This is a genomic window from Bacillus sp. UNCCL81, from assembly GCF_900112535.1.
GTDB lineage: Bacteria > Bacillota > Bacilli > Bacillales > Bacillaceae_G > Gottfriedia > Gottfriedia luciferensis_B.
This window is the reverse complement of record NZ_FOMF01000006.1, coordinates 38,040-63,661: the sequence shown is the minus strand read 5'-3', so window position 1 is coordinate 63,661 and position 25,622 is coordinate 38,040. Positions and strand designations below refer to the sequence as shown.

Sequence of the window (25,622 nt, the reverse complement as noted above, 5' to 3'; positions counted from 1 at the left end):
AAAAAGCTGATTCCTGTAAAAGAATCAGCTTTCTGCCTATTTATTTATTGGTACTATTTTCATTTTCAGAACTACTATCTGAATTAATTGTATTAGTTGTATTCGTTTTAGATGGTTTTTCTAAACCTAAGTGAACTCGGAATTTGCTAGTAATTTCTTTTACACTTTCCTCTTCAGGAACATAGTAGTAAATACCGTGAATCGTATCATCGTTACCTTTTAATTTTATTGTTTCTAAGTCATTTTCAGTAATATTAGGTAAATGCTTCGCAAGTGAAATACCACCGCTCATTTTCATATTCGTACTAATATTTTTACTGAACACTTTCGCATATTGATCCATTTTCATGATTGTTTCAGGTGATTTAATTTCATTTAAAATCGCTTTAATTACTTGTTGTTGTCTTTCTTCACGTCCAAAATCACCACGAGGATCACGTTTACGCATACGTGAATATGCTAATGCCTGTTGTCCATCTAAATGCATCATACCCTTTGTAAAGTAAACCTTTTTCCTTGGTGTAGTATCTGTATTTTCCCAGAAATCAAATGGTACATCAACATCAATTCCACCAACTGCGTCAACTATGTTTTTAAAGCCATTAAAGTCGACTGTAACGTAATAATCAATTGGTACATTTAAGAATTGCTCAACTGTATCAACTGTTAATTGTAAACCGCCATATGAATATGCATGGTTTATTTTAGTTTTATCTGCATGTCCAGGGATACTTACATATGTATCACGAGGAATACTCATTGTTTTAATTGTCTCTTCTTTTGGATTAAAGGTAGCAAGGATCATCGAGTCAGTTCGTCCACCCTTTCCACCGGTTGAATAGTTTTCAATCCCTAAGAAGAGAATAGATATTGGGTCTTTCGATATTGCAACTTTTTCATTTCTTAAGTTTGAAGAAATATCTTCCCCTTTTGTTGCTTTATTTAATTCAAGATATGTTCTAACGCCTTTATATCCTACAAACACTAAGGCTACTACAATGATAAGTAATAATACCCTAGCAATTATACCTCTCTTTTTCTTTCTTCTTTTCTTGGCCATTTTTCGAGAATGATTCTGATTCATATGTTCGAATAGACCTCCTTTAAAATTAGTATGATTGTTCTATTTAAAATTAGTCATAAATTTACTATTTATAAAGCTAGACTACTACATGTATTTAACAATACTTTCATTTATATGGCAACTACCATTTGTTAACTCAATCATCCAGTTTTTGAAGATATCTACTTCATCAATCTTAATCCAAAGTTCAAAGCTTACTTCTTCCATGTGGTTAACATTTTCTAAATGATAATGCGAGTTCCGTAAAGCGAACTCTACTTTACCTAACAATTTATAATTTATCTTTACGTTCATTACTTTAACTAATGAACGCTCAACAATTCCAACGGCGTTTAGCCCTTCACTGACTGCTTGTCCATATGCACGAATTAATCCTCCTGCTCCAAGCTTTTTACCGCCAAAATACCTTGTTACAACAACAACAGTATCTTTTAAATCTCTCTTTTTCAAAACTTCTAACATTGGAACTCCAGCCGTACCACTCGGTTCACCATCATCATTGGCTTTTTGAACTTCATCATTTTCACCGATTAAATAAGCTGAGCAATTATGTGATGCATCAAAATGCTTTTTTTTAATTTCTGAAATGAATCGTTGCGCATCAACTTCAGTTTTCGCTTCATTTATGTAACAAATAAATTTCGATTTTTCAATCTCAATCTCATGACTACCAAAGCCACAAACAGTGAAATAATTCGCTAGCATTTAACACCTAACCTTTCGACTAAATTAAACAAAATTTCGACTCACTTCAATATATTACTACAATTATTCATTCCATTCCTTAAAAAACACTAACATTCTTCAAAAGTAAGTATTTACTGACAAGATTTTATACAGTAACATTAGAAATAATGCTTAATAATTTAGTTTTAAATTTTAACCAACTTCAATGATCAACCATTATGATTTAATCATTTCATACAAAAAAGTAAAGATTTCATTTTCGCACGAATATCAAACTGTCTATCCACAATGCATAAAATTTATATCAATTACTGATACCACTTCAAGAGATTTCTACTCAATTTAAATTAAATTTAACAATATTGAAAACTAAGTGATAAATCCATTTCATCGTTGGTCATTTCTAGGCATATCCCCACTAATTTATTTGTTTTTTCATTTAAAAATTAAAGTTTACACCTTTTTTAAGAAGAAGATTATCCTAAATGATCAAAAATATTAGAATCATATTTCTTCTGTGGTAATAAGTTTAATAATGCGGTAATTAAAAATGCAGTTAATAAGAGCATTTTATTTACAATCATATGATAAAAAAGCAATACTCCTCTCTGAATATTAATATAGTCCTTAATGGAACTACGTAAATTATAAATTGCGCCTACTTAATTCAAAATTAAACATAACAGCAATGAAAAGTGCTAAAAGAGGTTTTCAATAAGTAAAAAAATTCTTGAGCAATTACGAAGAGGGAGCTGATTTTTGGAGAAACAAAAAACAAGGTTTTAAAGGAAGGATAAAAAAACTATATTTATTCATAATAATTATAAGGAGAATCATCAAAATATTGTTATTACATACCCAATTACAAAACTAAGGTTATAAAAAAGATTAATCCCCACAAATAGTTAGATTCTTTGTTTATTTAACAAATGTTTTTATTTACTTATTTTCTTACAATAGCGTATGAAAATAAGGGAAGACAAATAGCTGATAAAATATCTATATGGGGTTTTATTCCTTTGGGAAAGTGCTATTTTAACGCGACGTATTATTCCACTTACTTTAAGCTAAAATAATAATACTTAAAAAGTCGACCTGGACAAAAGTTTGATCAATTACTAATTATTGTAATGCCGATTAATAATTCATTCTTGCACACACTATAAGTGTAAGGTACCCTTGTGAACTTTTTATGTGGAGTAATAAGCTTGTAACATAAAAATAATTTGATTTTTTTCTGCGAACATTTATAATTGTTATGATGTTATAAAACGTAAACGTTATACATTAGGACATGTTGCAATGCACTTGCAAGGATGGGCCTAAATTATAAACTGGGGTGTTTAAATGGCCTTACAGAATACTCAACAAAAGGTTGAAAGCCGCTACTCAATTCAACAACTTGAGTCATTAAAAAAGAAAAGTATTTTTTATTCATTTATAAAAAGAACATTGGATATAGTCTTTGCGTCGCTCGCGTTTGTGATTTCTTTACCATTCGTATTGTTCTTTATCGCATTAATTAAAATTGATTCTCCTGGTCCTGCTCTTTTCATCCAAGAACGAGTTGGATTAAATGGGAAGATTTTTAATATTTACAAGTTAAGAACAATGCGTATGGATGCAGAGATAAATGGACCACAATGGGCTAGTACGGATGATCCTCGCATTACAAAACTTGGTCACTTCCTTCGAAAAACTCGTATCGATGAATTACCGCAGTTCGTCAATGTCTTACGTGGAGATATGAGTCTTGTTGGTCCTAGACCAGAAAGAGCGTTTTTTTTAGTAAAATTTAATCATGAAGTACCAGGCTTCACTAATCGCTTAACAGTCAAACCAGGGTTAACAGGTTGGGCACAAGTGAATGGCGGGTATGAATTAACTCCGAAAGAGAAGTTAGTTTTGGATTTACACTATATTGAACATCGCTCAATTATGTTAGACATTCGAATTATGTTTAAAACAATTAAAGTTGTTTTAACTGGTGAAGGTGCTCGTTAAGTAATTTAAGATAAGTTCAAAATTCTCTTATTAAAAATAATAGTTTAACACCAAAAGGCCATTTCTCAATTGGGAAATGGCCTTTTAATTTCTTTAATAATATATAGTATTGATCATAAAAATACTTTGTAAGGTAAAAAACATTTTAAATTCCGAAAATTACCCACAATTTCAGAAGTTTATTAACAATTTGTGGATAACATATAATACTTATCCACAAACCGCTTGTTTATAAATTAATTCAAGTAGGCAAGAAATATAAAGATACGACAAAATTCTATCAAAATGAAAATTGTTAATCTTTTCTTCCTGTCGATAAGTATTAATTTTATTCACAAGTTATCCACATATTAAAAACAAATTGCATTCTTCTTAAACATATTTTGTAAAAACAGATCCTCGTCTACTTAATTATCGAGCATTGGAAATGAAGCAATTGTATAGTCCGAAACAAATAAATTTACTCTTTCCAATAAGAACTTGAAAAATAAAAAAAATACAATGCAATAAGAAAAAAACTTATCGCATCGTATTTAAACTATTTTACAACTTTAATTGTACGAACACTTTTGTTTCCTGATTTATCAATGACATAAACCTTTAAATATGTGTTTGCTTTCTGTACTTTTATTGATACAGAAAATTTACCACTGGAATTAACCGAGCTTTGACCTATTAATGTGCTTCCTCGATAAATCTTCACTGAAGCATATTTCTCAGCACTACCTGTAACAGTTTTAGATTTTGAAGTAACTTTATTAACAACTGGAAGAGCTGGTGGTGTTTTATCTAATACTTTTAAAGACTTTGTTGTACTTACATTTCCAGCTTTATCCGTAGCAGTTACACTAACTGTCGTTCCACTTTTTTGCTTTGAAATTGTAAATTTGTAGCTTTTATTTGAAGCAGCTGTTGTGCTTTTTTGAAGCTTACTATTTATATATAGTTTAACTGTAGAACCTGCTTCTGCTGTTCCGGTAATAGTAGTTGATTGATCTGAAACTGTATTCATTGTTGGTGTTGTAGGTTTTGTTTTATCGATTGTAAATTTAATAGTTGTTGTATTCATCACTGAATCTTTCACTACCAATGTATAGCTTCCCGCTTTTGAAACTAAGTAGTCATTATTAATACGTGTACCATTCAAAGTTGCGATACCCTCATTAAAGTGAAGTTTTACATCTTTATTGTAGAATTTCCCATTAGCAACCCCAGTTATAATCGGGTTTACTAAATCATATTTCTTCGTAATGTATGCAGATGAAATAAATCCTATTTTTCCATCTGCTCTTTTCACTTTAAACCAAGCGAATTGGTTATCATCACTCTTAGTATCAAACTGGATTTCGTCATAAATTGTTAATGGTGTATATTTAGCAAGTCTTTCCCACTTTGGAGTTGGTTTATCTTGCTCTACCGATGTATTTGGTTCTGGTCGTAATTTAGCACCATCTACTGTTACGTATGCAATTTCTCCCTTTTTCATGAAGAAAGGAGAATCATGAAGGAGCTCTTTATTGATTGTATAAAGAGAAGTTTTAAAAATAATTGGTGCTTTACTATCTTTGTTATAATCAAAATCTGACGTTTTAAATGGATACCTAGCTAAAACCGCTGGGGCATCATCAAGCCTTAAATAGCTTTGGCCTTCTATTATTCGGAATACTTTTTCCTGATAGGCATTTACATTGACCGATCCATCTTCCTGTTTAAGTGGACTATTGGCAGGTACATTACCATTATAAGCCATAACAGGAAAATACCAGTTCTCAATAATATGACGATTAGCACCACTAATTCTTGGTAATAGGTAGTTTCCGCCTGATTTCAAATTGTATTTCTCGTTAAGAATCTCGACACCAGCTTGAATATTATATGCAATATCATTTTCTAGTCGTTGCTGATCATAAATAGGTTGATCTGTATTTTCAGTAATTTGCATAATACCAAGCCCACCATCAAGGGACTTCATTTTCTGGTTCCAACCAGATTCCCTCCAAGCAATTGCCTTTACAACCTCAGGTGGAATATCGGCGTTTATTGCCGCATAAGTCAATAAACAATTAACCTGTTGTATAGAAGGAGCTGGAGTTTTACTAGCGTCTCCACACTTTGAAGCCCAATCTGTGTTTGTTTCTGCACTAGCTTTTCCAGTAAATAAACTTACTGATAAAGCCGTTATTAAACCACTTTTCAGAAAAAAAGATTTCATTGTATCTTCTCCAATCTACTTAAATATTAAGCAATAAATCTATTTTAACATACTTCAATTCATGACTATCTATTTGTCTATAAATCTCATAAAAAAAATGGCTCAGTTTTTCTGAGCCATCAAAAATATTATTTTAATTCTTGCTTAACATAACTTGAAGATACCCATCCAAAGCTTCCATTCGCTAGTTTGATTTTATACCATTTTTTTGAACTATCCATTGTTAAAGTACCATCTGTATTTGTAACAATACTTACGTAATTATTAAGGTTTAATGTGCCAATTACATTATTTTCAATTGTAGTTGCAGTTGAGCGCACGTTTAAACCATCTGTTGTTACTCTACCTAAGTTTTTAACAGATAAAGTTTGGCTATATACATTTAATTTGATACTGTTTGTCCAAAAAACATTTCCATTTATTGATAATTTAAACCAATAATTATTTGTTTTTTCAAGAAGAAGGAAAGTTGTACCGGCTGTAATCGATTTCACTTTAGTCGTATCTCCCTTTGCGGTATATAGATCAATATTTCCTTTTGCAACCGCTTGGATATTAGCAGGGAATACATCACTACCAACAGGAGTAGTTGGACTGCCTGGAATCGTGGTATTCGGTTGAGCTTTATCATAATACGCTTTATCAAACGGTAGAATTTTTTGCATATGTTGAGCAATCAATTTACCCCAGTTTGGATCAGTCGCGTAATAAAAATTCATCCCTTCACTCGCTCCATCTATTCTTACATTGCTCATATCTTTTGTACTGAATCCAAGATATGCACCTTTATATTTCCAGTTACTTGGATTTAAGTAAGTAGATTTAATTGAACGAGCAATATACTCTACATTCTCCTGAACGCTCATAAATTTATATGATGCTATATATGGCGTTGAATCATATGAACCAAATCCAAATAAGTTATTTTTTCCTAATGAAATTTGAGATGTACCAAATCCACTTTCATGAATGGCATGTGCTGCTAAATAAAGTGCATTTACACCATATTTATTTCCAGCATCAATAAATAATTGTCCTTGACCAGTCAGAATACTCTTAACTCCACTTTTCACATTATTAGCAATATAGGTATTAATTTGCGAAGCAGTTACAGGAGATTGTGTACGCAGATCAATAAACTGGTAGCTATCTCTTGATGTCATTGGGTCACCAGTTTTTACTTGTTTGATATATGTTCCGGATACATATCCCGTTTTCCCATTGTAATTAACCTTATACCAATTGTTAGAAGTTTTATCAGTTGCAATTAAAACCATATTAACCGGTATTACCGTAAGCAATGATGAAGAAGCATCATACGTTTGACGTAAATTTAATTCTGAAGTCGTAACATACGTCGTATCTGTTATATTCGTTATCGTCACGACATCACTTTTTCCGAAATCTCCTGCTCTTACATATCCATTTACACCGTTATAAGACACACTATACCAATTACCAATTTTTTTGCTAATCGGGATAACTGTATCTTTTGGAATTTGAATAAGCTGTTTTGATGCATCGCCGAACGATTCATATAAATATGTTGCATTTAGTGCCTTATAATTCGTAGTAGTAAATGTTGTGAAGCTATTTGCAGTTACGTCTTCACTCTTAACATAAAGATTTTGTCCATTGTAATTAATTCGATACCATATCTTCCCTACTAAATCTGTCGCTTTTTGAGTTGAAGCAAAGCCATTATCTCCATTAACTGTAGTTACTACAGGTTTTGTCGCATCTGGAGTTGCATATAAGTTAGTGACTGCTTTCGTAAAATAATATGCAGTACTTGTAGTTTCATATTTTATTTCATTTACTTTAGTAAAGTTACTTATATAAACATAACCTGTTATTCCATTAAACGTAACGTTATACCAGTTACCAATACGTTTTGATGATGAAACAACGGCACCAATTGGAATATGCGCTAGCACTTTATACGAATTTCCAAATGATTGATATAGACCAGCTATATTAATTGCTTTATACTTTGTCTGTTCAAATGTAGTTAAAGCACTTTTCGTAACATCAGCGCTATTTACGTATAATGTTTTTTCATTATAACTGACGCGGAGCCAAGTTTGGCCAATGCTATTTACTACTTTTTGAGTACTGATAAATCCATTATTCGCTACTACAGTATATACTGAAGCATTTTTTGTATCAGGTGTTGGATATAGCTTTGTAGTTTTATTTGTTAAATAATAAGCCGTGTTTTGAGTAATATATGTATTAGTTACTTTAGTAAAGTTACTTATATAAACATAACCAGATTTTCCATTAAACGTAACGTAATACCAGTTACCAACTCGTTTTGATGATGTAACAACGGTACCAACTGGAATTTGCGCTAGTACTTTAGAGGAATTTCCAAATGATTGATATAGACCAGCCATTTTAATTGCTTTATACTCTGTCTGAGCAAATGTAGTTGCAGTACTTTTCGTAACATCAGTGCTATTTACGTATAATGTTTTGCCATTATAACTGACGCGGAACCAAGTTTGGCCAATGCTATTTACTACTTTTTGAGTACTGCTAAATCCATTATTCGCAACTACAGTATATACTGCAGCTTTTTTGGTATCAGGTGTTGGATATAGCTTTGTAGTTTTATTTGTAAAATAATAAGCCGTACTTTGAGTAGTATATGTATAATATTCATTTAAATAGGTACCATTTACCCAACCAGTTATTCCACTGTAGGTTACTTTATACCAGTTACCATTTTTCTGTGTTGCAGTAATTACTTTTCCTTTTGGAATAGTCAACAATGTCTTATAGGTTGCACCTGCACCTTGCCTTAAATTGAGATTTGCTGTCGTTTGATACTTCGTTTTAATATTTACGATCGCTGCACTCGCTTTTGATGTTTCCAGACCGATATTAGGACAGGAAATGCTGGAGGTGCCTACTAATATACTTGTTGATACCAAAAGTACTCTTCCCATTTTTTTCATGTATCAAATTTTCCTTTCTTACCCTTTTTACATTTAAACCGTAGAATAAAACAATCCAATTCTATTAAACTAGTAAAATTAATAAACTATAATTTTTTTTAAATGAAATTAACAAAAAATTACACTAAAATTAAGTATAAGTCATAAAATGTCGGAATTTGAATTGTTTTTTCAATAATTATATCGGTAAAAAAAGGAAATTGTTTTATTTTATCGAAAGGACAACCATTTTGTAATTAAATTGACACAATTCTAGAATAAAAGTTAAAAAGTCCATAAAGAAGACATTTATCTCTTCTTAATGGACTATGGTTTTCCTACTATATTATTTTTAAGCGGAACTAAAATCTCGAAGTACTTTGTTTTCTTCATTACTTTTTGACTATATGTGAAGTCACCATAACAATATGGATATCTGAAATTTTTCTTATTATTATTACACGTATAAAGCTCAGGATTCTTCTCCACCATCGATAGAGAATAAGTTTTAGCAAGTTGATCTGTATGTTTACCTCCATGTGTTTTTACAAAATCAATATAAGCAATCCCCATATTGTAACTTTGTATTATGGTTTGTAAATCAACGCCTTGCTTTTTACCATAGGAATACACGTCTTTAAAGTGTGATACCCCTTGCTGTATGCTTTTTGAAGTATCTTGAATACTATCCTTTGCTAGCCCTAGTGATTCTGAAGCCTGCATTGGATCTTTTCCTTTACCCTTCGTTTCTTGCATCATTAGTCCTAGTAATAAAGGTGTATATTCTTCTAAATTAGATGTCTTTAATTCAGTGTAAACTTGTGTTTCATACTTCAATACATCTTGGAAATAGTAACGATAGATCGCAAATAACCCAATAATTGATATCAGAAGTGTAAATAAAAGAAGTTTTTTAATAAATTTCCACATTCTATTCTTTTTCATTACCTCCAAACATTTCTCTTTAATACATTATAACGAATATTCCTATTTAAAAAAGCAATGTGATAAAACTACATATATTTGACATTAAAATGTGAAAAAAGAAATATTTCTTATAATAATCATTTAATAAGGATTGTGCTCTTTTAATCCTAGCTTAATAATTGTGAAATCTTCCAACTCTGAAATCAAAAAGAGTCCAACCTAAATTGGACTCTTTTCTACAATTTACTTTAACTCTTTCACTTCTACTATACGATCCATTTTTAATTCATCATTTTCTCTTGAGAAGTGGTAAGTAATTTCAAATGATTTCATTTTAGTTTTACCATGTTTATCAGTTATCTCATACGACTCATTTGTTGTAATGATCATACCCGAATCATCTTGCTTTGAATTTTTCATAGAAAAGCTTGTGAGTTTTTGCGTTGTATCTTTTTTCTTAATTTTGTCTTGATATTCCTTAGACTGTAAGAATGCTTGGCCATTTTGATTAAACAAGCCGTTGATTAGTTGCTTTTCTTCTAAATCAGAAGAAGGCTTAGGACTTGGTAAATACTTATCAAAAAATCGTTTAAGTCCTGCAAAGAAACCATCTTTTTGATCTGTAGTGTCCTGATTTTCTACTGGCGTATCAAACATTAAATCTACATATTTTCCTGTAACCGGAATATCATCCGTTTTAAATAATTCACCATTCTTTTCAATTTCTGCGTGAACTACTGTTTTACCATTTAATAAAAATGGACCAAAACGGTCTAGTTCACTTACTTTTTGCCCCGTATCTTTTCCATTTACAAATAGTTCTGCCTCAGGTTCGTTTGAGTAAATTTGGACATAACTAACATTAAAAGTTAATTCTTGTGATAACTTATTTTTTGAAGCAGACGAAAAATCTATATCAACTGAATCCTTAACATCACTATAAACACCTTTATATGAAATAGCCATAGTGTACTTTCCAGGTAAAATTTTGTGGTATGTTGTTTCATATTCGTCTTTATTCAAATGAGTAATATGATTATTTAATTTTAATTCAATGTCATCAATTGGCGAAGAAATCTTTAATTCGAATGGTTGGGCACTTATTAAATACGTTTGATAAATCCCTAAAAATTTACTACCCTTTTTAATTGAAAGCACATAATTTCCACGACCATCTATTAACTTACTATTAATTACTTTATTATTTTGAATCATATCGTCTAATTTATCTAATACATTATAGCTATTTAAGTAATCCATAAATGCGATTACCGATTCTTCATCTAAGGATGCCCCGGTACCGCCTTTTTGTAACATATGTGTGACTTCTTTAAAATTATTATCTGACACAGCTTTATCAAAAATCTTCACTAATCTTTTAGGCGAATTTAAGTAATTTAACGTTAAATGTGTAATTAATATCACGATAATTGGTATTAAAATAAACATCCATTTTCTTTTAAAACTAGGTATTCGTGTTTTTCGCATTGTTCGTATACCCGCTCTTGACAAGGAATTTTGTTCTCTTAACTGAGTTTCCATTTATTTTTAACTTCCCCTTAAATTTTCATTCTATTATAGTGCATGTTTTTAATATATAAATTGAATCTAAATAAATACTTAAAAAAGTAAACTATAGTCTATCATACTATTTTTTATTTAAAGGGTAAAAAGAAATTTTTTTATTATTTAGTGGAAGTAATTGGTTTCATTTCTCTTAAATATATGTATGACATCCTTTCCATTTACTTGTTAAACTATAGGAGTTGAGGTATAGGAGGAGAAAAATTGAAGCCGTTAGTTAATAGGAAAGAATCGATTTATTTTATATTACTTTTACTTTTTAGTATTCCAATTTATTTTTTACTTATTTTAAGTGTTGTTGGTCTTATTATTTTAGGAATTTTAATTGTTTTACCACTCTTTGCCCATTTAATTTTCACTGCCCACATACGTATAAATGGCGTTAAGATTACTGAAAAACAATTTCCAGAGGTATATTTCAGAACAAGAGAAATTTCAAAGGAAATGGGCTTTTATTTTCTACCGGATGTGTATGTAGTCCAATCAGGAGGACTGTTAAACGCCTTTGCTACGCGATTCTTTGGACGAAATATGATTGTTTTATATTCAGATCTATTCGAAGAGATTGAATCAAATCCAAAAGTAGTTGATTTCGTGATTGCACACGAACTTGCACATATTAAACGAAACCATCTTCTAAAACAGGCTTTAGTATTGCCTGCAAATTGGGTTCCTTTTTTAGGCTCGGCATATTCCCGTGCATGTGAGTATACAAGCGATCGAATGGCTAGTCATTATATAAATGATTTTGAAGCATCGACTCAAGCACTTACAATGTTAGCCGTTGGTCGGAAATATTATCAACAAATTGATCAGCGTGAATATTTATTAAATAGTAGTAATGAAAAAGGCTTTTTAATTTGGTTAAGTGAACGATTAATGTCCCATCCAACTTTACCTAAACGTATTAACGCTTTGCATCATTTTAATAATGTAGAAAGTGATATTAAATTTAAAACACCAAAACGCGTATACGGAATTGCAGTAATTGTATTCGGTTTGTCATTCGGGGTTATAGCCGGTGCAGGTTTATTAGTAGAAAAAGCGATTCCGCTAGCACAATCATTCGTTGATGGCTTTTTAGCTGCGGAAACACCATTAACGCAAGCAGTACTTGATAACGATATTGAACAAGTTAAAAAGTTAATTGACGAAGGAGCAGACGTAAATGAATTGAATGATAACTACGAATCTCCACTTCTCAAAGCTTCATATACTGATGAAGATCATCTTAACTTGGAAATTTTAAAGTTATTACTTGATAACGGAGCTAATCCTTCTATAGGAGATGCAGATGATTGGACAATCTTACACGCCGCTGCTTCTATGGGAGACAAGCAATCAATTGACTTACTACTAAAATACGGGGCAGATATAAACCAGCAAGACAGTTCAGGAGAATCACCTATTTTTGATACAACTTATGAAGTTGATGATGTAAAAACATTCCAGTATCTAATAAAAAAAGGTGCCGACTTATCAATAAAGAATGTGGAAGGAATGACAGTAAAAGAAGTAGCTAAGAAAAATGGAGCAAAGAAAATCTTAAAATGGTTAGATAGTCAAGTAACCGAGATTAAACTTTAAGACATACTCAAGTATTTCCTTATCAAAAAGCGTCAGTAAAAAAGCAAAGTTCATCAATCACTGAACTTTGCTTTTTTACTAGCTTTTGATGTAACTGTCATTTTCCAACTATTCCCTAGATTTAATTAAACTTAAATTATATTTTTCAACATCATTAAGCTCTCCGCCATATGCTGGATTAGGTTTATACCAAGACTTCGAGCTGAAATAAATCGTCAAGTCACTAGATTTAAATACTAAACCATGCCTAGCATAAATCTCATTTCTAGCTAAACGCAATTCATTAGGAGCTAATTTTATTAGATCTGCATTCGTTAGTTTTCTACTATTACTTTCCGGTAAAACATAATCTTTTGATTGCTTTTCTTCATCGGTGACTTTTGTTTCCTTAGAAGTCGCTTCCTTCTTAGTTGTTTCTTTAGCAACTTCCTTAGTTTTTGTTTCAGTCGCCTTTTCACTCTTTGCTTCTTTTTTTACTTCCTTATCCGCTGCTGCCTGTGTAGAAGCATTTTGCGGATGAATATTACCTTCATTCATTATTTTTGGGTAAACATAAAAAATTGCTGTAGCACCAATTATAAGTACTCCAGCTATCGAGAGTATTAACGAAAAATATCGTTTACTACTTAAACCATCTTCCTTATTCTTAAGTTTTCTATGTTCTGAACGACTTTCAACATTGTTTTCTGCCTTATTAGCCAAATTCTTTCACTCCCCTGATACAGTTATAAATAAATACACTTATCATATTATCTAATCTATTTGCTTAAAATCCAATTCTTTTAATAGAAGTTTAATACGTTATTAACACAATTGAAAAGACTTTATCAAATAACAAGAAATCCCTAGCTCCGCAAACGGAATTAGGGATCATTCATCACTATAATTATTTAATATTGACGCTAATATATTTACCTCCTCTAGTTCCAACAATTACTTGTTGTCCAACTACAACTGGAGACGCCTCAATATTTGCACCTAGATTGATCTTATTAATAATTTTTCCGCTACCACTTATTAAGTACAGGTTACCAACGGAATCACCTTGAATGAAGTAAGCTTTATTGTCCTTTGTATAAACCGCTACTGTAGATGACCAAGCATAGTTTGGTAACTCTAAATGCCATTTTTCTTTCCCCGTAACAGTATCATAGCTAATTAACAAGCCCCCATTCATCCTTTTATACCTTGAAATATTAAAAATAACCTGCCCTTTTAATGGCCCGGTTCCAACAATTGGCGTCGCTAACAGTCCACCATTAACAGGATGATTACCTTTTATCGAATAACCGGGTATCTTCTTCTCCCAAATTACTTTACCAGTAAGCCCATTTAACTTTTGAATGCGTGCATAGCCTTTAGTTCCTTGTTTATCGATTTCAGAACCTGTGTATAAAAACGGTGTACCATTTGAATTCTCTATGACAATTGACGCATCCGTATCATCATATGCATTATTTGCCCAAATTGGCCTTTTCTTAATAATATCCAGCGCTTGAATACCACCACCATTATCGGCGAAGTATGCAATATTTTTAAATACCGCTACTGAATTTTCAATACCTTGATAAGAATTATTTTTAAGTTTATATCGATATTTTGAAATTACTGGAGAAATTTTTATCTTTTGAGCCTTTGGATCATATTTAGTATTTAGTTTTATAAAATAAACTAGTCCATTTTCCCCGCCGACTAACATAGCATCATCTTCACGGTTAAATAACGCAGAGCCATCAAAAGCTCCCCAACCGCGAAAAGAATAAGAATCAATTCCTGGAATAAATGCTAATTGAGAGCCATCAATCAGACTAAAAATCCTCATACCTATTTTTCCGGTTTGTGGTATACCTTGTCCAACATATAAAAGAGGATAACCACGTGGATCAAGAGCTACACTACCCTTAATTGGATTTTGAATATTAATTGGATTTCTTGTTTTCTTACCTGTTGCTAAGTCTAAAAAGTAAACTCTTCCATCTAAAGATCCATAGACTACTTCTTTAAAATTTGACTTTGTTTTAAATTGAGAATATAAATTCATAATTTTTTGTTCTTGTGGTTTCCATTCAATTACACTAGGTTGGCCAGTCCATCCTGATCCCCCGCCCCATCCAGATGAAGAAGAAGTTTGAAACGACCAGCTCTTAACTAACATTTGCTTTGAAATAATTGTCGTTCCCATCGAACCGTTATTTCGGAAAGGTCCGCCTCGAAAGCTCAATATTCCATTAATCGTTTGATACTGCTCTGGGAAAGGCCTCGTAAACACTTTTGTACTATTACTGAAACTATACGATAAGTTTTTACTACTTGGGAGTGGATTCAGTTGTAGTGCTTCCCATTTTTTTGATTGATTTGTCTCAACCTTTTGAAGTGTCGATTGCTCACTACTCTTTTGATCTGTTGCAGCTTTTACTTCATTATTACTTATTAAATTGGTCTCATGTTTTGTGCCTCTATGTTTCAACGATGGTGAACTAAATATACTTGTTAAAAGTATTGCAGCAGAAAAGATTATACCGATCTTTGTCTTCAATTAAGCTCTCTCCCTCATATCTTAGTAGACTATTAATATGAAACTACTAAGATTATATATAATAGGAAGTAAGCAATTTGTCACATTTTGAAATTAACTAGTTATTTTTACTTAAAGATTGATCGCTTCATTTTGATTCCTAATGATTTTTACTTTAGTATTAATAATATAATTTTCAATCTTTTCTATAAATTCCCACTATTTACACCTTGAGTCCCGTAAAACTTATGATACATTTAAAGAAGAGGCTTGATAGATTACCAGCTCAGGAGGGAACACCCTTGATCCAGACTTTGCAAAAAATTATTGGCAATCGAAAATTAAAAGAGTATGAAAAAGTTGTTCAAGAGATAAATACAAAAGAGCCATTCTATGAAAGTCTTCTAGATGAAGATTTGCGTAAATTTACTGATCTATTAAAGCAAAAAATTTCTAATAACGAAGCCGTTACTCATGAAATTACAATAGATGCTTTTGCTCTAGTACGTGAAGCATCAAAACGTGTTTTAGGGATGCGCCCTAATGATGTTCAATTAATTGGTGGACTTGCATTACTAGATGGAAATATTGCTGAAATGCCTACTGGGGAAGGAAAAACATTAGTTTCTTCATTACCTGCCTATACTCGTGCGCTTGAGGGAAAGGGCGTGCATATTATTACCATAAACGAATATTTAGCCCGACGCGATGCGGATCAAATTGGGCAAATTCACAAATTTTTAGGTCTTACAGTAGGTTTAAACATTCCCAACTTAACTCTAGAGGCTAAAAAAGCTGCTTACAATGCAGATATCACTTATGGAATCGGAACAGAATTTGGTTTTGATTATTTACGAGATAATATGGTTACTTCTTTAGTTGATCAAGTTCAACGCCCATACCATTATGCAATTATTGATGAAGTCGACTCAATATTAATAGATGAAGCAAAGACACCATTAATTATTGCAGGAAAAAAACCCGCACAGTCACACTTATACTCGCTTTGTGCACGCTTTATTCGTACGTTTATAAACGATAGGGATTATTTTTTAGATCAAGAAACTAAAGCAATTACTTTAACTGAAAAAGGGATCTCAAAGATTGAAAAAGCCTTTATGATTGAAAATTTATATGACCTAGAACATACAACGCTTTTCCACTATGTTCATAACGCATTGCAAGCCGATTTAGTATTCCAACGCGATGTTGATTATATTATTCAAGAAGGCGAAATTAGACTAATTGACTTATTTACTGGCCGAATTATGGAGGGACGCTCATTAAGTAACGGTCTCCATCAAGCAATCGAGGCAAAGGAAGGGTTAAAAACAACTGAAGAAAATCATACGGTTGCATCAGTAACAATACAAAATTATTTCCGGATGTACCCAATTCTTTCTGGCATGACTGGAACTGCAAAAACGGAAGAAAAGGAACTCCTACAAATTTATAACATGGAAGTTATTCGAATTCCTACTAATAAACCGGTAATTCGTATTGACCATGAGGATATTGTGTTTGAAAAAACAGAAGAAAAACTCAGAGCAGTTCTAGAAGATGTAAAATTACGACATAAAAAGGGACAACCAATTCTAATTGGAACAGCCTCCATTCGTCAATCTGAAGTACTCGCAGAATTATTAGAAAAAGAATCGATAAAGTTTCAGCTCCTTAATGCAAAAAATGTTGAAGAAGAGGCAAAGATGATTGCCATAGCTGGGCAAATAGGTATGATTACCATTTCAACCAATATGGCGGGTCGAGGGACTGATATCTTATTAGCTGAAGGTGTATCAGATTTAGGGGGTCTTCATGTAATTGGAACCGAACGTCATGAAAGTGAGCGCATTGATTTCCAATTAAGAGGGCGTGCAGGGAGACAAGGGGACACTGGTTCATCTCAATTCTATCTGTCATTAGAAGATGAATTATTTGAAAAATATAATCCAGAAAAGCTAGAGAAATTATTTAAGAATCTACAGGCTGATCAATTTGGTAAAGTACTAAATTCTACGATCCAAGACTTTGTTTCATCTACACAAAAGCTCTGTGAAGGAAAACAATCTTCAATTCGTGAATGGCAGCTTAAATTAGATGGTGTTGCAAATGAACATCGACGTATTATTTATAAATTAAGAAATAACTTGTTACAAAATGAAACTGGTTTAGACTGGTTTATTGGTCAAGCTGAAGAAACTGTTAATCACTTATTAATGCAATTCTATCCTAAAGATAGTACACCTGAAGATTGGGATCTACTTGAAGGAAAAATAGCACTTGAACAACTTATACCACCACTTCGAATAGATATTGAACATTTTAATACTGAACAAGAGATTTGGCATAACGTTAAAGAAGCTTTTTCAGTATATAAAGATGTATTAAGCGGTATAGAGGAAGAGAAAAAAATAATACTTATTAGTATTTTAAAAAGCACGGCATTAAGTACGATAGATTTATATTGGACTGAACATTTAGAGCATTTACAACAATTGATTGAGGGGATACACTTAAGACAGTATCAACAAGAAGATCCAATCCGACTATATGAATTTGATGGATTTACTCTGTTTGAACATACTTATAACTCGATACAACAAGAAATATCAGCAAATCTTGCTTCAACATTCCAAGAATTATCTTGTCCACAGGGGGTAGAAAAACAAAATGTTATCATCGATTAAGCGTTTATTACAAAAGGGTAAAGATTCAACAGTTTCATCGAGTGATTTATTGCAACAAACATCTACTGATCAAGCAGTTCAAGTTGAAGAAAATGAAGTGGTTGAAATTTTTCCTAAAATTTCATTCCATCCATTAATGCATATTGAGGATGAAAAGCGTTATGTTTATCAATTTTTAAACAACGAGCTTTCTCCTTTAAAACCAAATCAATTATCATTATCTGCAATCGAACTTGAAACTAATGATGACGGAAGTGCAACTGTTACAGCATTTGTTCGTAACAGTTTAGAAAAATTAGTTCGTTTAGAAGATGCTATTCTATTATTGATTAGTGAAGAAGGAGAACTATTAGCTAAAAAAGGCTTTAGACTAGAAGAGCTTGGCGAAATGCCTCCTTGCAGTAGCCGCCCATGGCGCTTTGTTTTTGAACGAGAGTATTTACTAAAAGAGGACTTGCCTGAAAAAGGTTTTGAGTTAGCATTTGATTTATCAAAAACTATCCACCGATTAGATATAGATCCAACATGGGAAGGTCGACTTACTGAAGAACAAATTACAGAATTAAGCAATCTTGTAAATTCTTTACCTAAATTACGTATAAATGAAGTGAGCTTACATGCTTTACGAGCAAGCTATAATGAAGAAGGCAACTTAGGCGTTAATATTTTAGTTCGAAATGGATCAACACAAGCTGTTAGTCTAGAATTACTACCACTGGAAATGTTAAATGAGAATGGCGAAATAATTGCGAAAGGCTTATTCACACTACCTCCATTAACAATCCAGGCAAATACGAGTAAACCATGGACATTTATCTTCCCTAAAGAACTAGTAGAAATAAATGCGTTCTCACAATGGACAATCAGAATTCCTGAACAAGAAGTTATTTAAGGCATAATTAAAGAATAGATTCACAGTGTTTAAAGCAGGATTTACGATCGATAAGATCTTAAGGCCTGCTTTTTTGTATTTCTTGCCTCTAGCCTACCCATCAAAAGAATATCCTTCTATTAATTCCTTAATCATCATTAACTTTTCTTCATCTGATTTTAGTTTATATTCCACTTTCTGACTTAAATACATACTAATAATCTTTGTTGCTTTACTAACTTGTTTATCAAAAATGTAATAAGAAATTGAGAATATCCTCTCTTCTCCATTCCTAAACTGTATTCTTGTTTTTCTTTTTTCTTTTATATATTTATTTATTTGGATAAAATTTAGCCATTTGCAAGATATGTTATTTTGCGAAGATGTAGGAATCATAATAATAGATAATGTGGGATTAATCATAAGAGGAATCTTTTTCATAGTTGGGTATTTACTTTTTACGACTTCGAGATGACCTTTAATAGATTGATTATGGTAGAGGGCTGATTCTTTCAAGATTACTTTCATTGGCCGCTTTGAATAGATCACTCCTTTGTTTTTATCTGTTATTTTGGTTAAATACTCTGGATGATCCGCAGCTTCAATCAGCATTGTTTCATACGATACAACATAATCTAATTTTGACATATGTGCCTCCTTTGAGGATTTTTTACATATCGATTATACCAAAATTATCTTTTCTTATTTTTGAAACTTCTATGACCGTTTTTCCAGTGTTTAGTAAACTTTACTTCTTTTAAAAATATAAATAGATAAGGTTTCATTTCATTATTTCTGGCAAATTTAACGTTTTAAATTCAATACTCACGTTTCACTCTATTTTATTTATTCTTAATTGATGTATCCAAATATGATATATTTCTTATATTTTTATATAGTTACTTCACCGCGGAATACACTCAGGGGGCATGCCTTTAAGAAAGGCAGTAAGCGTGAAATATAGTGAAGAACATGTAGACTATCAAGTTGTTTCAGGAAAAATGAAGCCAAATACATTCGAGGAATGCTTAAACCAGTATTCCCGAATGATAAAAGCAACTATGAAGAAGTTACATATATATAAAAATTTTGATGAATATTATCAAATTGGTCAAATAGCATTATGGATGGCTTATCAGCAATATCAAACTGAGAAAGGGAGTTTTTCAAGTTATGCTTATATTACAGTAAGAGGCTATTTATTAAACGAGCTATCCAAAGCAATTAAATATGATGAAAGAAACGTATTCTCCGAGCAAGGTATAGAAGATTTAATACATTTTGATGAGGCATTTCCACTTGTTAATTTTAAGAGTTTTCTAGATGGAATTTCCCCCTTGCAGAAGCAAATTCTTATTGAACGTTTTTATTTCAATCACGAATTTCCTCAAATTGCAAAAAATTTAAATATGAAAGAATCTAGTGTACGATCTAGTTATCGTTATGCATTAAAAAGATTAAGAGATTCAAAATAAACTTTTAAAAATAAAGTAATCTATTTATTGGTTACTTTCAGAGTGTTGAAATAAAAAATGGTCAATAGAGAAAACGGACATTAAATGAACATTTATTAATGATGAAATTATCATTTTTTGGATGATCTACTAATGGTTTTAACTGTTAATATGTTTGAGCAGTTTTATGATACCAATAACAAAATTCAATTGATTGTTTAATTAATGTTCGATATTAATTCTTTCAAACTGATTAATAAACAGCTGTTAGGTTACTTTAAGTAAAGGCAATTTGATTAGATTTTATTGCAGACTTTTTTCGATGAATAAGTTGATTGGAGCGGAGGGGTACTCGACTCCTATGGGATTAGCGGGAAGGCTAAAGACCCCGCAGGCTTGCCGAGGAGGCTAAAGAATCTCGCCCCATGGAAAGCGAGCATCCTGTAGTGGAAATCAACATCACTCTACTCCTTTTACGAAAATTTGGTAATTTAATTGACAAGGTTGTTTTCAGCAACATGAAAGTAATCTATTTATTGGTTACTTTATTTTTTAGTTTAAGTTTATCTATCCAAATTCCAATCAAATCCAAATAAACCATTACTTTCCTCCTACTTTTACAAATTTAAGAACTATGCCATTTTAAGTAGAACTTTATACATTTTTTAACGTAATCTTCCATTTTGGCCTACTCTAGAATATTATTCTAAAATCACTAAGTTTTTCCAGTATTTTTTTGGTATTTCGACATTTTTTTTGTATATGTCGAAATGTTTTTCCTTAAAATTTTTCCTTTTATTTCAAATGTAAAAAAACACCTTGATTTATCTAATGTTTTTAATATAATTGAAATATTATTAATATTATTGTTTTTTTTGAAACTACAAATTACTACAAACTATGTATTGGATTCATTATATAATTGTTATATAAATTTTTTAAAAATTGTAATAAATCAACCAGAACTCTCTCTAGAAAAAGGCAAACCAATTGAGAGATTGGGACGCAAAGCCACTGATCTTAGTTGTAAATACAGTTAAAAAGAACTAGTTCACTGTATTTTTTTATTATCAAACGGACTAAGATAGCAGGGTTACCTAGGTATTTTATACCTTAATTTTAGGAGGCTATTATCCATGTACAGTCAATTGGAAAAACATTCTGCCGAATTAAACTGGATCGACTTACTTCTAGAGTGCATTGAAGTAGGCATAAGTCCTGATGAAGTGCGATCATTTCTTTACAATTGCGTTAAAGATTCATGTCAAAACTAGGATAACTACTCCCTACTATGATATACTTTTTGTAATAGTCAAAAAGATATGGAGTAGCTTATATGATTGGAGAACGAATTAAAAAACTACGTTTACAACATGGAATGTCACTTACAGAGCTTGCAGAACGTGCTGGTATCGCAAAATCTTACATAAGTTCGATTGAACGAAATCTACAAAGCAATCCTTCAATTCAAGTACTTGAAAAAATTGCTGGCGTCTTCAATACAACGGCAGAAAGCCTCCTGAAAGATGATATTGATCCAACAAAAATTATTGATTCTGAATGGATGGAAATCCTTCAAGAAGCAATTAATTCAGGTATACCAAAAGATGAATTATTAAAATTTATTGAGTTTAATAAGTATAAGCAAGGCAAATAAACCTTCGAATTAAAATGTTTCCATTTTAATTTGAAGATTTTTTTTCACACAATAATAAGAAGGGCGCACTTCAAAATGAAGAGCGCACTTCTTATTATTTATTTACGTAAATCATACTTTAGAGAAATGTTATCGATATAACCAGCATCTTTACTAGACCTGCCAGATTTATCCTTAGCATAAGTAAGTTTTAACACATGTTTACCTGGTTGAATAGTAAGTTTTTTATTTGTCCAATGGTTATCTGTACCTGATTCACTAACTAGTACATTGCCATCTAATGAAATCGTTAAGATATCTTTATCTAGTTGAGAAAGTACTAAATAATCAAAAGATAGGAATGCGTTATAGGCATTATCTGGTACATTAATTGTTACATCAGCAGTAGAAGAACTATTATTAGGAATGTTATTGCTAATTAAATAATAGTCAGTTTTCCCATTTACTTTTGAATTAATTCTTCCCCAATCACCAGCAATTGAAAATGGTGAACTTGCACTTTCAAAGTCTGCTAGAAAACTATTTTGGGGAGTATATAATCCACTAGCTAAAGAATCTAAATCATTAAGTGTATCATTTTTAATAGATGTAGCTTTATTAGCTAGAGCTGTTGCTTTCTTAAGCTCTAATTGATCTGTTGCAGCGTTAATAATATTTGTTACTCTTTTTATTTCATCTGATAAATATGTTTTTACAGTTGCATCAGTCGATTTTTTTTGCTCATCAATTAGTTGTCCTAAAGTTACTTTTGCAGCATTTATAGCGTCTTCTAAATCATCAAGCGCCTTAGCTTGTTCAGCAGTAATTTTTTGTTGCCCATTTGAAACTTGTGAACTAAAGTCAGGTTTTAACCCGTTAACTTCACCTTCAACTCCAGCAGTAGTTTGAGCATTTAATTGTGCTACTAGCTGCGAAAATTGGTCTGTAGTATTTTGATTAATTCCAGGTAAAGCATTGTTGATTGCTTTAATATGCTCATCTGACTGACTGTTAATTTTATTAACACCAGCTTGTTCTAACTCGCCTTGTTTATTATTAACGCCGTTTTCTGTATCAGAAGCATATGCATTTAATTTATTCTTTAATGCCCCAATCATATCTGAAGTTTTTGAACCTAATGTGCTACTAACCGTTGACTTCGCATCATTTAATAATTGAGCTGCATAATTTGTAAATAACTCCCCGGCATTAGTAGATGCAAACGCTAAACTAGAAGATGTTAAGATTCCAGCAGCCAGTATTCCAACTGCGATTTTCTTTTTCATTGATTTTTTTTCCATTTTCTTTCGTGCCTCCATTAGACAGATTACACTTTAAGTGGTTTTGCTATTTTATGAATAGGTAAAATTGAAACAAGTACATAACCTTTAATGTCATTAATAGGTATAAATCCAAAATCTTTACTTCGACTATCGAAGCTTATTCCCGGCTCTCGATTATCACCAACAACAAATATCTTGTTTTTAGGAACCGTTATTTTATCCATATCTTCAGAAGTTCCATTTGTAGAGATTTCTGGAACCGGTTTGTTATTCACATAAATAATTCCATTTTTTATAAAAACTGTGTCCCCAGGAACTCCAATTATTCGTTTTACAACATCAAATCCTTCTGCCCTTAATTTCATAATCGCAACATCTCCAAGTTCAGGATCATGAGTAAATCGCGCTAATTTATTCACAAAGACTACATCCCCATCGTTTAAAGTAGGGTACATTGAAAATCCGCTAACTTTTGTTAGTCCAACTGTGTTTAGTAAAATAACTAAAAGAATACTTAAAAATAGAAAGAACCTCATCCATTCAAATAATGACTGACTAAAAGTTTGTACGTTTTTATCTTCCACCGCTTTTTGTTCTTCAATTTTTGAAGCATTCATTACTGTTGACCTTCCCCGCTAGACTGATCTTGGCTGTTTGTATTTTGTGAATCATCATTTTTGGAGTCAGATGTTTCGTTGGATTTATTCCCATTATTTGAGTTCACCTTAGGAACCTGCTGTTTCATTTCTTCTTTTGCTTGTTCCTGAGCGTTCTGTATAATTTTATCAATTCTCGCTTTTGCTTCTTGTTCATCTTTTTCGTTCTTACTATCAATTTGTTTAATCAATTGATCTCCATACTCTTGAAGCTCCGCTTGAGATTCTAAGCTTTTTTGTGTCGCATATTCTTGTATTTCATCAGCAGATTCTTTAGCTTTTTCTTGCACCTCTTGAATTAAGCGTGCTTTTTGCTTAGTAGACTCTGCTTCGGTCATTCCAATAATATAATCACTTGCTTGTTTAGTTTGTTGGCTTGTCCATGCAGTCATTGCTGCAGGTAAATTTGTATCGGCAAATGAAAACGTCGTTGCGATGAGTAAACCACCACTTAACGTAACAGATCCAATTAAAAGCTTTTTAATTTTTTTGGAGACCCATGTTTGTTTTTCTGTTTTTTCAGTATGATTCTGCATAATTTACCTCCTAATGACTACATGAAAAAAACAAACTCTTTAATTTTATGAATTTAAAAGTCATGTTTACTACTAATAATGTAAATTATCTTATTTATTAATAGCGTCCACTAAATTTTGCATATCTTTAATAGCATCATTAGTAGTTTTTGATTGTGTATCTTCTAAAGTTTTAAATGCTGCTTCTTTTTGCGTGTCAATTTCAGTTTTTAATGAAGCTTCAATACGATCAATTTCAGAAGATAAGTGCTCTAAAACAGCTTTTTCAGAATCAGATACTTGAGTATTAATTAGTGTAGTAATTTCAGCTTTAGCATCTTGAATTTTTTGCGTTAAAGTGTTCACAGCTGTTGTGCGAGAAGAATTTAAATTAGATTGAAGTTTTGAATCCGCACTTTTAGCAACCGCTGAAAGCTGTGCGTTAAAGCTACTATTTAATGTATCTGCTAATGCATTTAAATCAGATGTTGTTTTACCATTTGTTGTTGAAACATAATTAGCAAAATCAGCAGGAATGCTCATGTTTAAAGCAGCCATAGCTTGAGAAATTGCAGTAATATGCTCATTTAAAGCCGCACTAATTTGTTGATTTGCCAATTTTGTTTGAGCGTCTCCTACTGATTCAATCGTGTTTGCAGCATTAACTTTGTAATTATTTACGTTAGTTTTCATATCTGCAACTGAAGAATCATATTTTGGTTTGTATGATGAAGATAGCTCTGTTTTTGCATCAGAAGTTTTCGAATTAGCCCAGTTTGTTAATAACTCCCCTGCGTTAGTACTTGCGAATGCGATTCCTCCAGAAATAACTAAACCAGCAGATACAATCCCTATTACAACTTTACTCTTAACCTTTTTCATCTCTTTCTCTCTCCCTAAATTGTATATAGTTTGTATTTTGTTCTCCTATGAGAACGTATACAATTTAACTATACAAAAGACTAAATAATCTAACAA

19 protein-coding genes and 1 riboswitch are annotated in these 25,622 nt (G+C 31.8%); of the genes, 6 read left to right on the top strand and 13 right to left on the bottom strand.

The window, feature by feature from the left end; genetic code table 11:
- Positions 1 to 40: 40 nt before the first annotated feature.
- Positions 41 to 1,084, bottom strand: a complete 1,044-nt coding sequence (locus tag BM319_RS14155) for an LCP family protein (protein WP_084006880.1) — start codon at positions 1,082 to 1,084, stop codon at positions 41 to 43.
- Between the two features lie 84 nt (positions 1,085 to 1,168).
- The gene (locus BM319_RS14150; RefSeq protein WP_069033807.1) at positions 1,169 to 1,789 is read right to left on the bottom strand and encodes a YigZ family protein; all 621 of its coding nucleotides are present in this window, start codon (positions 1,787 to 1,789) and stop codon (positions 1,169 to 1,171) included.
- 1,329 nt (positions 1,790 to 3,118) lie between these two features.
- On the opposite strand from BM319_RS14150, the gene BM319_RS14145 reads away from it, so the two are divergent.
- Entirely contained in the window at positions 3,119 to 3,775 is a 657-nt protein-coding gene (locus BM319_RS14145) for a sugar transferase (RefSeq protein WP_025671303.1), read from the top strand.
- A 538-nt stretch (positions 3,776 to 4,313) separates the two neighbouring features.
- Here the strand turns inward: BM319_RS14145 and BM319_RS14140 are convergent.
- The 4 genes from BM319_RS14140 to BM319_RS14125 form a co-directional block, all read right to left on the bottom strand.
- Positions 4,314 to 5,987, bottom strand: coding sequence for an Ig-like domain-containing protein (locus tag BM319_RS14140; protein ID WP_091023312.1), 1,674 nt, complete (start codon positions 5,985 to 5,987; stop codon positions 4,314 to 4,316).
- 128 nt (positions 5,988 to 6,115) lie between these two features.
- The gene (locus BM319_RS14135; RefSeq protein WP_175495616.1) at positions 6,116 to 8,926 is read right to left on the bottom strand and encodes an SH3 domain-containing protein; all 2,811 of its coding nucleotides are present in this window, start codon (positions 8,924 to 8,926) and stop codon (positions 6,116 to 6,118) included.
- Positions 8,927 to 9,256: 330 nt separating this feature from the next.
- Positions 9,257 to 9,874, bottom strand: a complete 618-nt coding sequence (locus tag BM319_RS14130; protein WP_025569083.1) for a lysozyme family protein — start codon at positions 9,872 to 9,874, stop codon at positions 9,257 to 9,259.
- Positions 9,875 to 10,099: 225 nt separating this feature from the next.
- Positions 10,100 to 11,398, bottom strand: a complete 1,299-nt coding sequence (locus BM319_RS14125) for a TcaA 3rd/4th domain-containing protein (RefSeq protein ID WP_091023308.1) — start codon at positions 11,396 to 11,398, stop codon at positions 10,100 to 10,102.
- A gap of 246 nt (positions 11,399 to 11,644) precedes the next feature.
- Here BM319_RS14125 and BM319_RS14120 point away from each other — a divergent pair, with 246 nt between their 5' ends.
- Complete coding sequence (locus BM319_RS14120) at positions 11,645 to 13,027, top strand: M48 family metallopeptidase (protein ID WP_091023306.1); 1,383 nt, start codon at positions 11,645 to 11,647, stop codon at positions 13,025 to 13,027.
- 108 nt (positions 13,028 to 13,135) lie between these two features.
- Here BM319_RS14120 and BM319_RS14115 read toward each other — a convergent pair whose 3' ends face one another.
- Positions 13,136 to 13,729: a YARHG domain-containing protein gene (locus BM319_RS14115; protein WP_091023304.1), complete on the bottom strand. Its 594-nt coding sequence runs from the start codon at positions 13,727 to 13,729 to the stop codon at positions 13,136 to 13,138.
- 184 nt (positions 13,730 to 13,913) lie between these two features.
- Positions 13,914 to 15,563, bottom strand: coding sequence for a PQQ-binding-like beta-propeller repeat protein (locus tag BM319_RS14110; RefSeq protein ID WP_091023302.1), 1,650 nt, complete (start codon positions 15,561 to 15,563; stop codon positions 13,914 to 13,916).
- 281 nt (positions 15,564 to 15,844) lie between these two features.
- Here BM319_RS14110 and secA2 point away from each other — a divergent pair, with 281 nt between their 5' ends.
- Positions 15,845 to 18,229: an accessory Sec system translocase SecA2 gene (gene secA2, locus BM319_RS14105; RefSeq protein ID WP_091023301.1), complete on the top strand. Its 2,385-nt coding sequence runs from the start codon at positions 15,845 to 15,847 to the stop codon at positions 18,227 to 18,229.
- The gene (locus tag BM319_RS14100) at positions 18,213 to 19,121 is read left to right on the top strand and encodes an accessory Sec system S-layer assembly protein (RefSeq protein ID WP_069033800.1); all 909 of its coding nucleotides are present in this window, start codon (positions 18,213 to 18,215) and stop codon (positions 19,119 to 19,121) included. Before secA2 ends, BM319_RS14100 begins: the two co-directional genes overlap by 17 nt.
- A 93-nt stretch (positions 19,122 to 19,214) precedes the next feature.
- Here the strand turns inward: BM319_RS14100 and BM319_RS14095 are convergent, their stop codons facing one another.
- Positions 19,215 to 19,748 carry a competence protein ComK gene (locus BM319_RS14095; protein ID WP_069033799.1) on the bottom strand — a complete coding sequence of 178 codons (534 nt, stop codon included), beginning with the start codon at positions 19,746 to 19,748 and terminating at the stop codon, positions 19,215 to 19,217.
- Between the two features lie 281 nt (positions 19,749 to 20,029).
- On the opposite strand from BM319_RS14095, the gene BM319_RS14090 reads away from it, so the two are divergent.
- Positions 20,030 to 20,575, top strand: coding sequence for a sigma-70 family RNA polymerase sigma factor (locus BM319_RS14090; protein ID WP_084006878.1), 546 nt, complete (start codon positions 20,030 to 20,032; stop codon positions 20,573 to 20,575).
- Positions 20,576 to 21,524: 949 nt separating this feature from the next.
- Positions 21,525 to 21,655, top strand: a riboswitch (cyclic di-GMP riboswitch).
- Positions 21,656 to 21,890: 235 nt separating this feature from the next.
- Positions 21,891 to 22,211 (top strand): helix-turn-helix domain-containing protein, encoded by a 321-nt coding sequence (locus BM319_RS14085; RefSeq protein WP_069033798.1) that lies wholly within the window; start codon positions 21,891 to 21,893, stop codon positions 22,209 to 22,211.
- Between the two features lie 98 nt (positions 22,212 to 22,309).
- Here BM319_RS14085 and BM319_RS14080 read toward each other — a convergent pair whose 3' ends face one another.
- The 4 genes from BM319_RS14080 to BM319_RS14065 form a co-directional block, all read right to left on the bottom strand.
- Entirely contained in the window at positions 22,310 to 23,491 is a 1,182-nt protein-coding gene (locus tag BM319_RS14080) for a hypothetical protein (RefSeq protein WP_091023300.1), read from the bottom strand.
- A gap of 26 nt (positions 23,492 to 23,517) precedes the next feature.
- Positions 23,518 to 24,090 (bottom strand): signal peptidase I, encoded by a 573-nt coding sequence (gene lepB, locus BM319_RS14075; protein WP_091023299.1) that lies wholly within the window; start codon positions 24,088 to 24,090, stop codon positions 23,518 to 23,520.
- A complete protein-coding gene (locus tag BM319_RS14070) occupies positions 24,090 to 24,665 on the bottom strand; it encodes a hypothetical protein (protein ID WP_091023298.1) in 576 nt (191 codons plus the stop codon). The genes lepB and BM319_RS14070 overlap by 1 nt, the downstream gene beginning before the upstream one ends.
- Positions 24,666 to 24,755: 90 nt before the next feature.
- Entirely contained in the window at positions 24,756 to 25,526 is a 771-nt protein-coding gene (locus BM319_RS14065; protein WP_091023296.1) for a hypothetical protein, read from the bottom strand.
- Between the last annotated feature and the right edge of the window lie 96 nt (positions 25,527 to 25,622).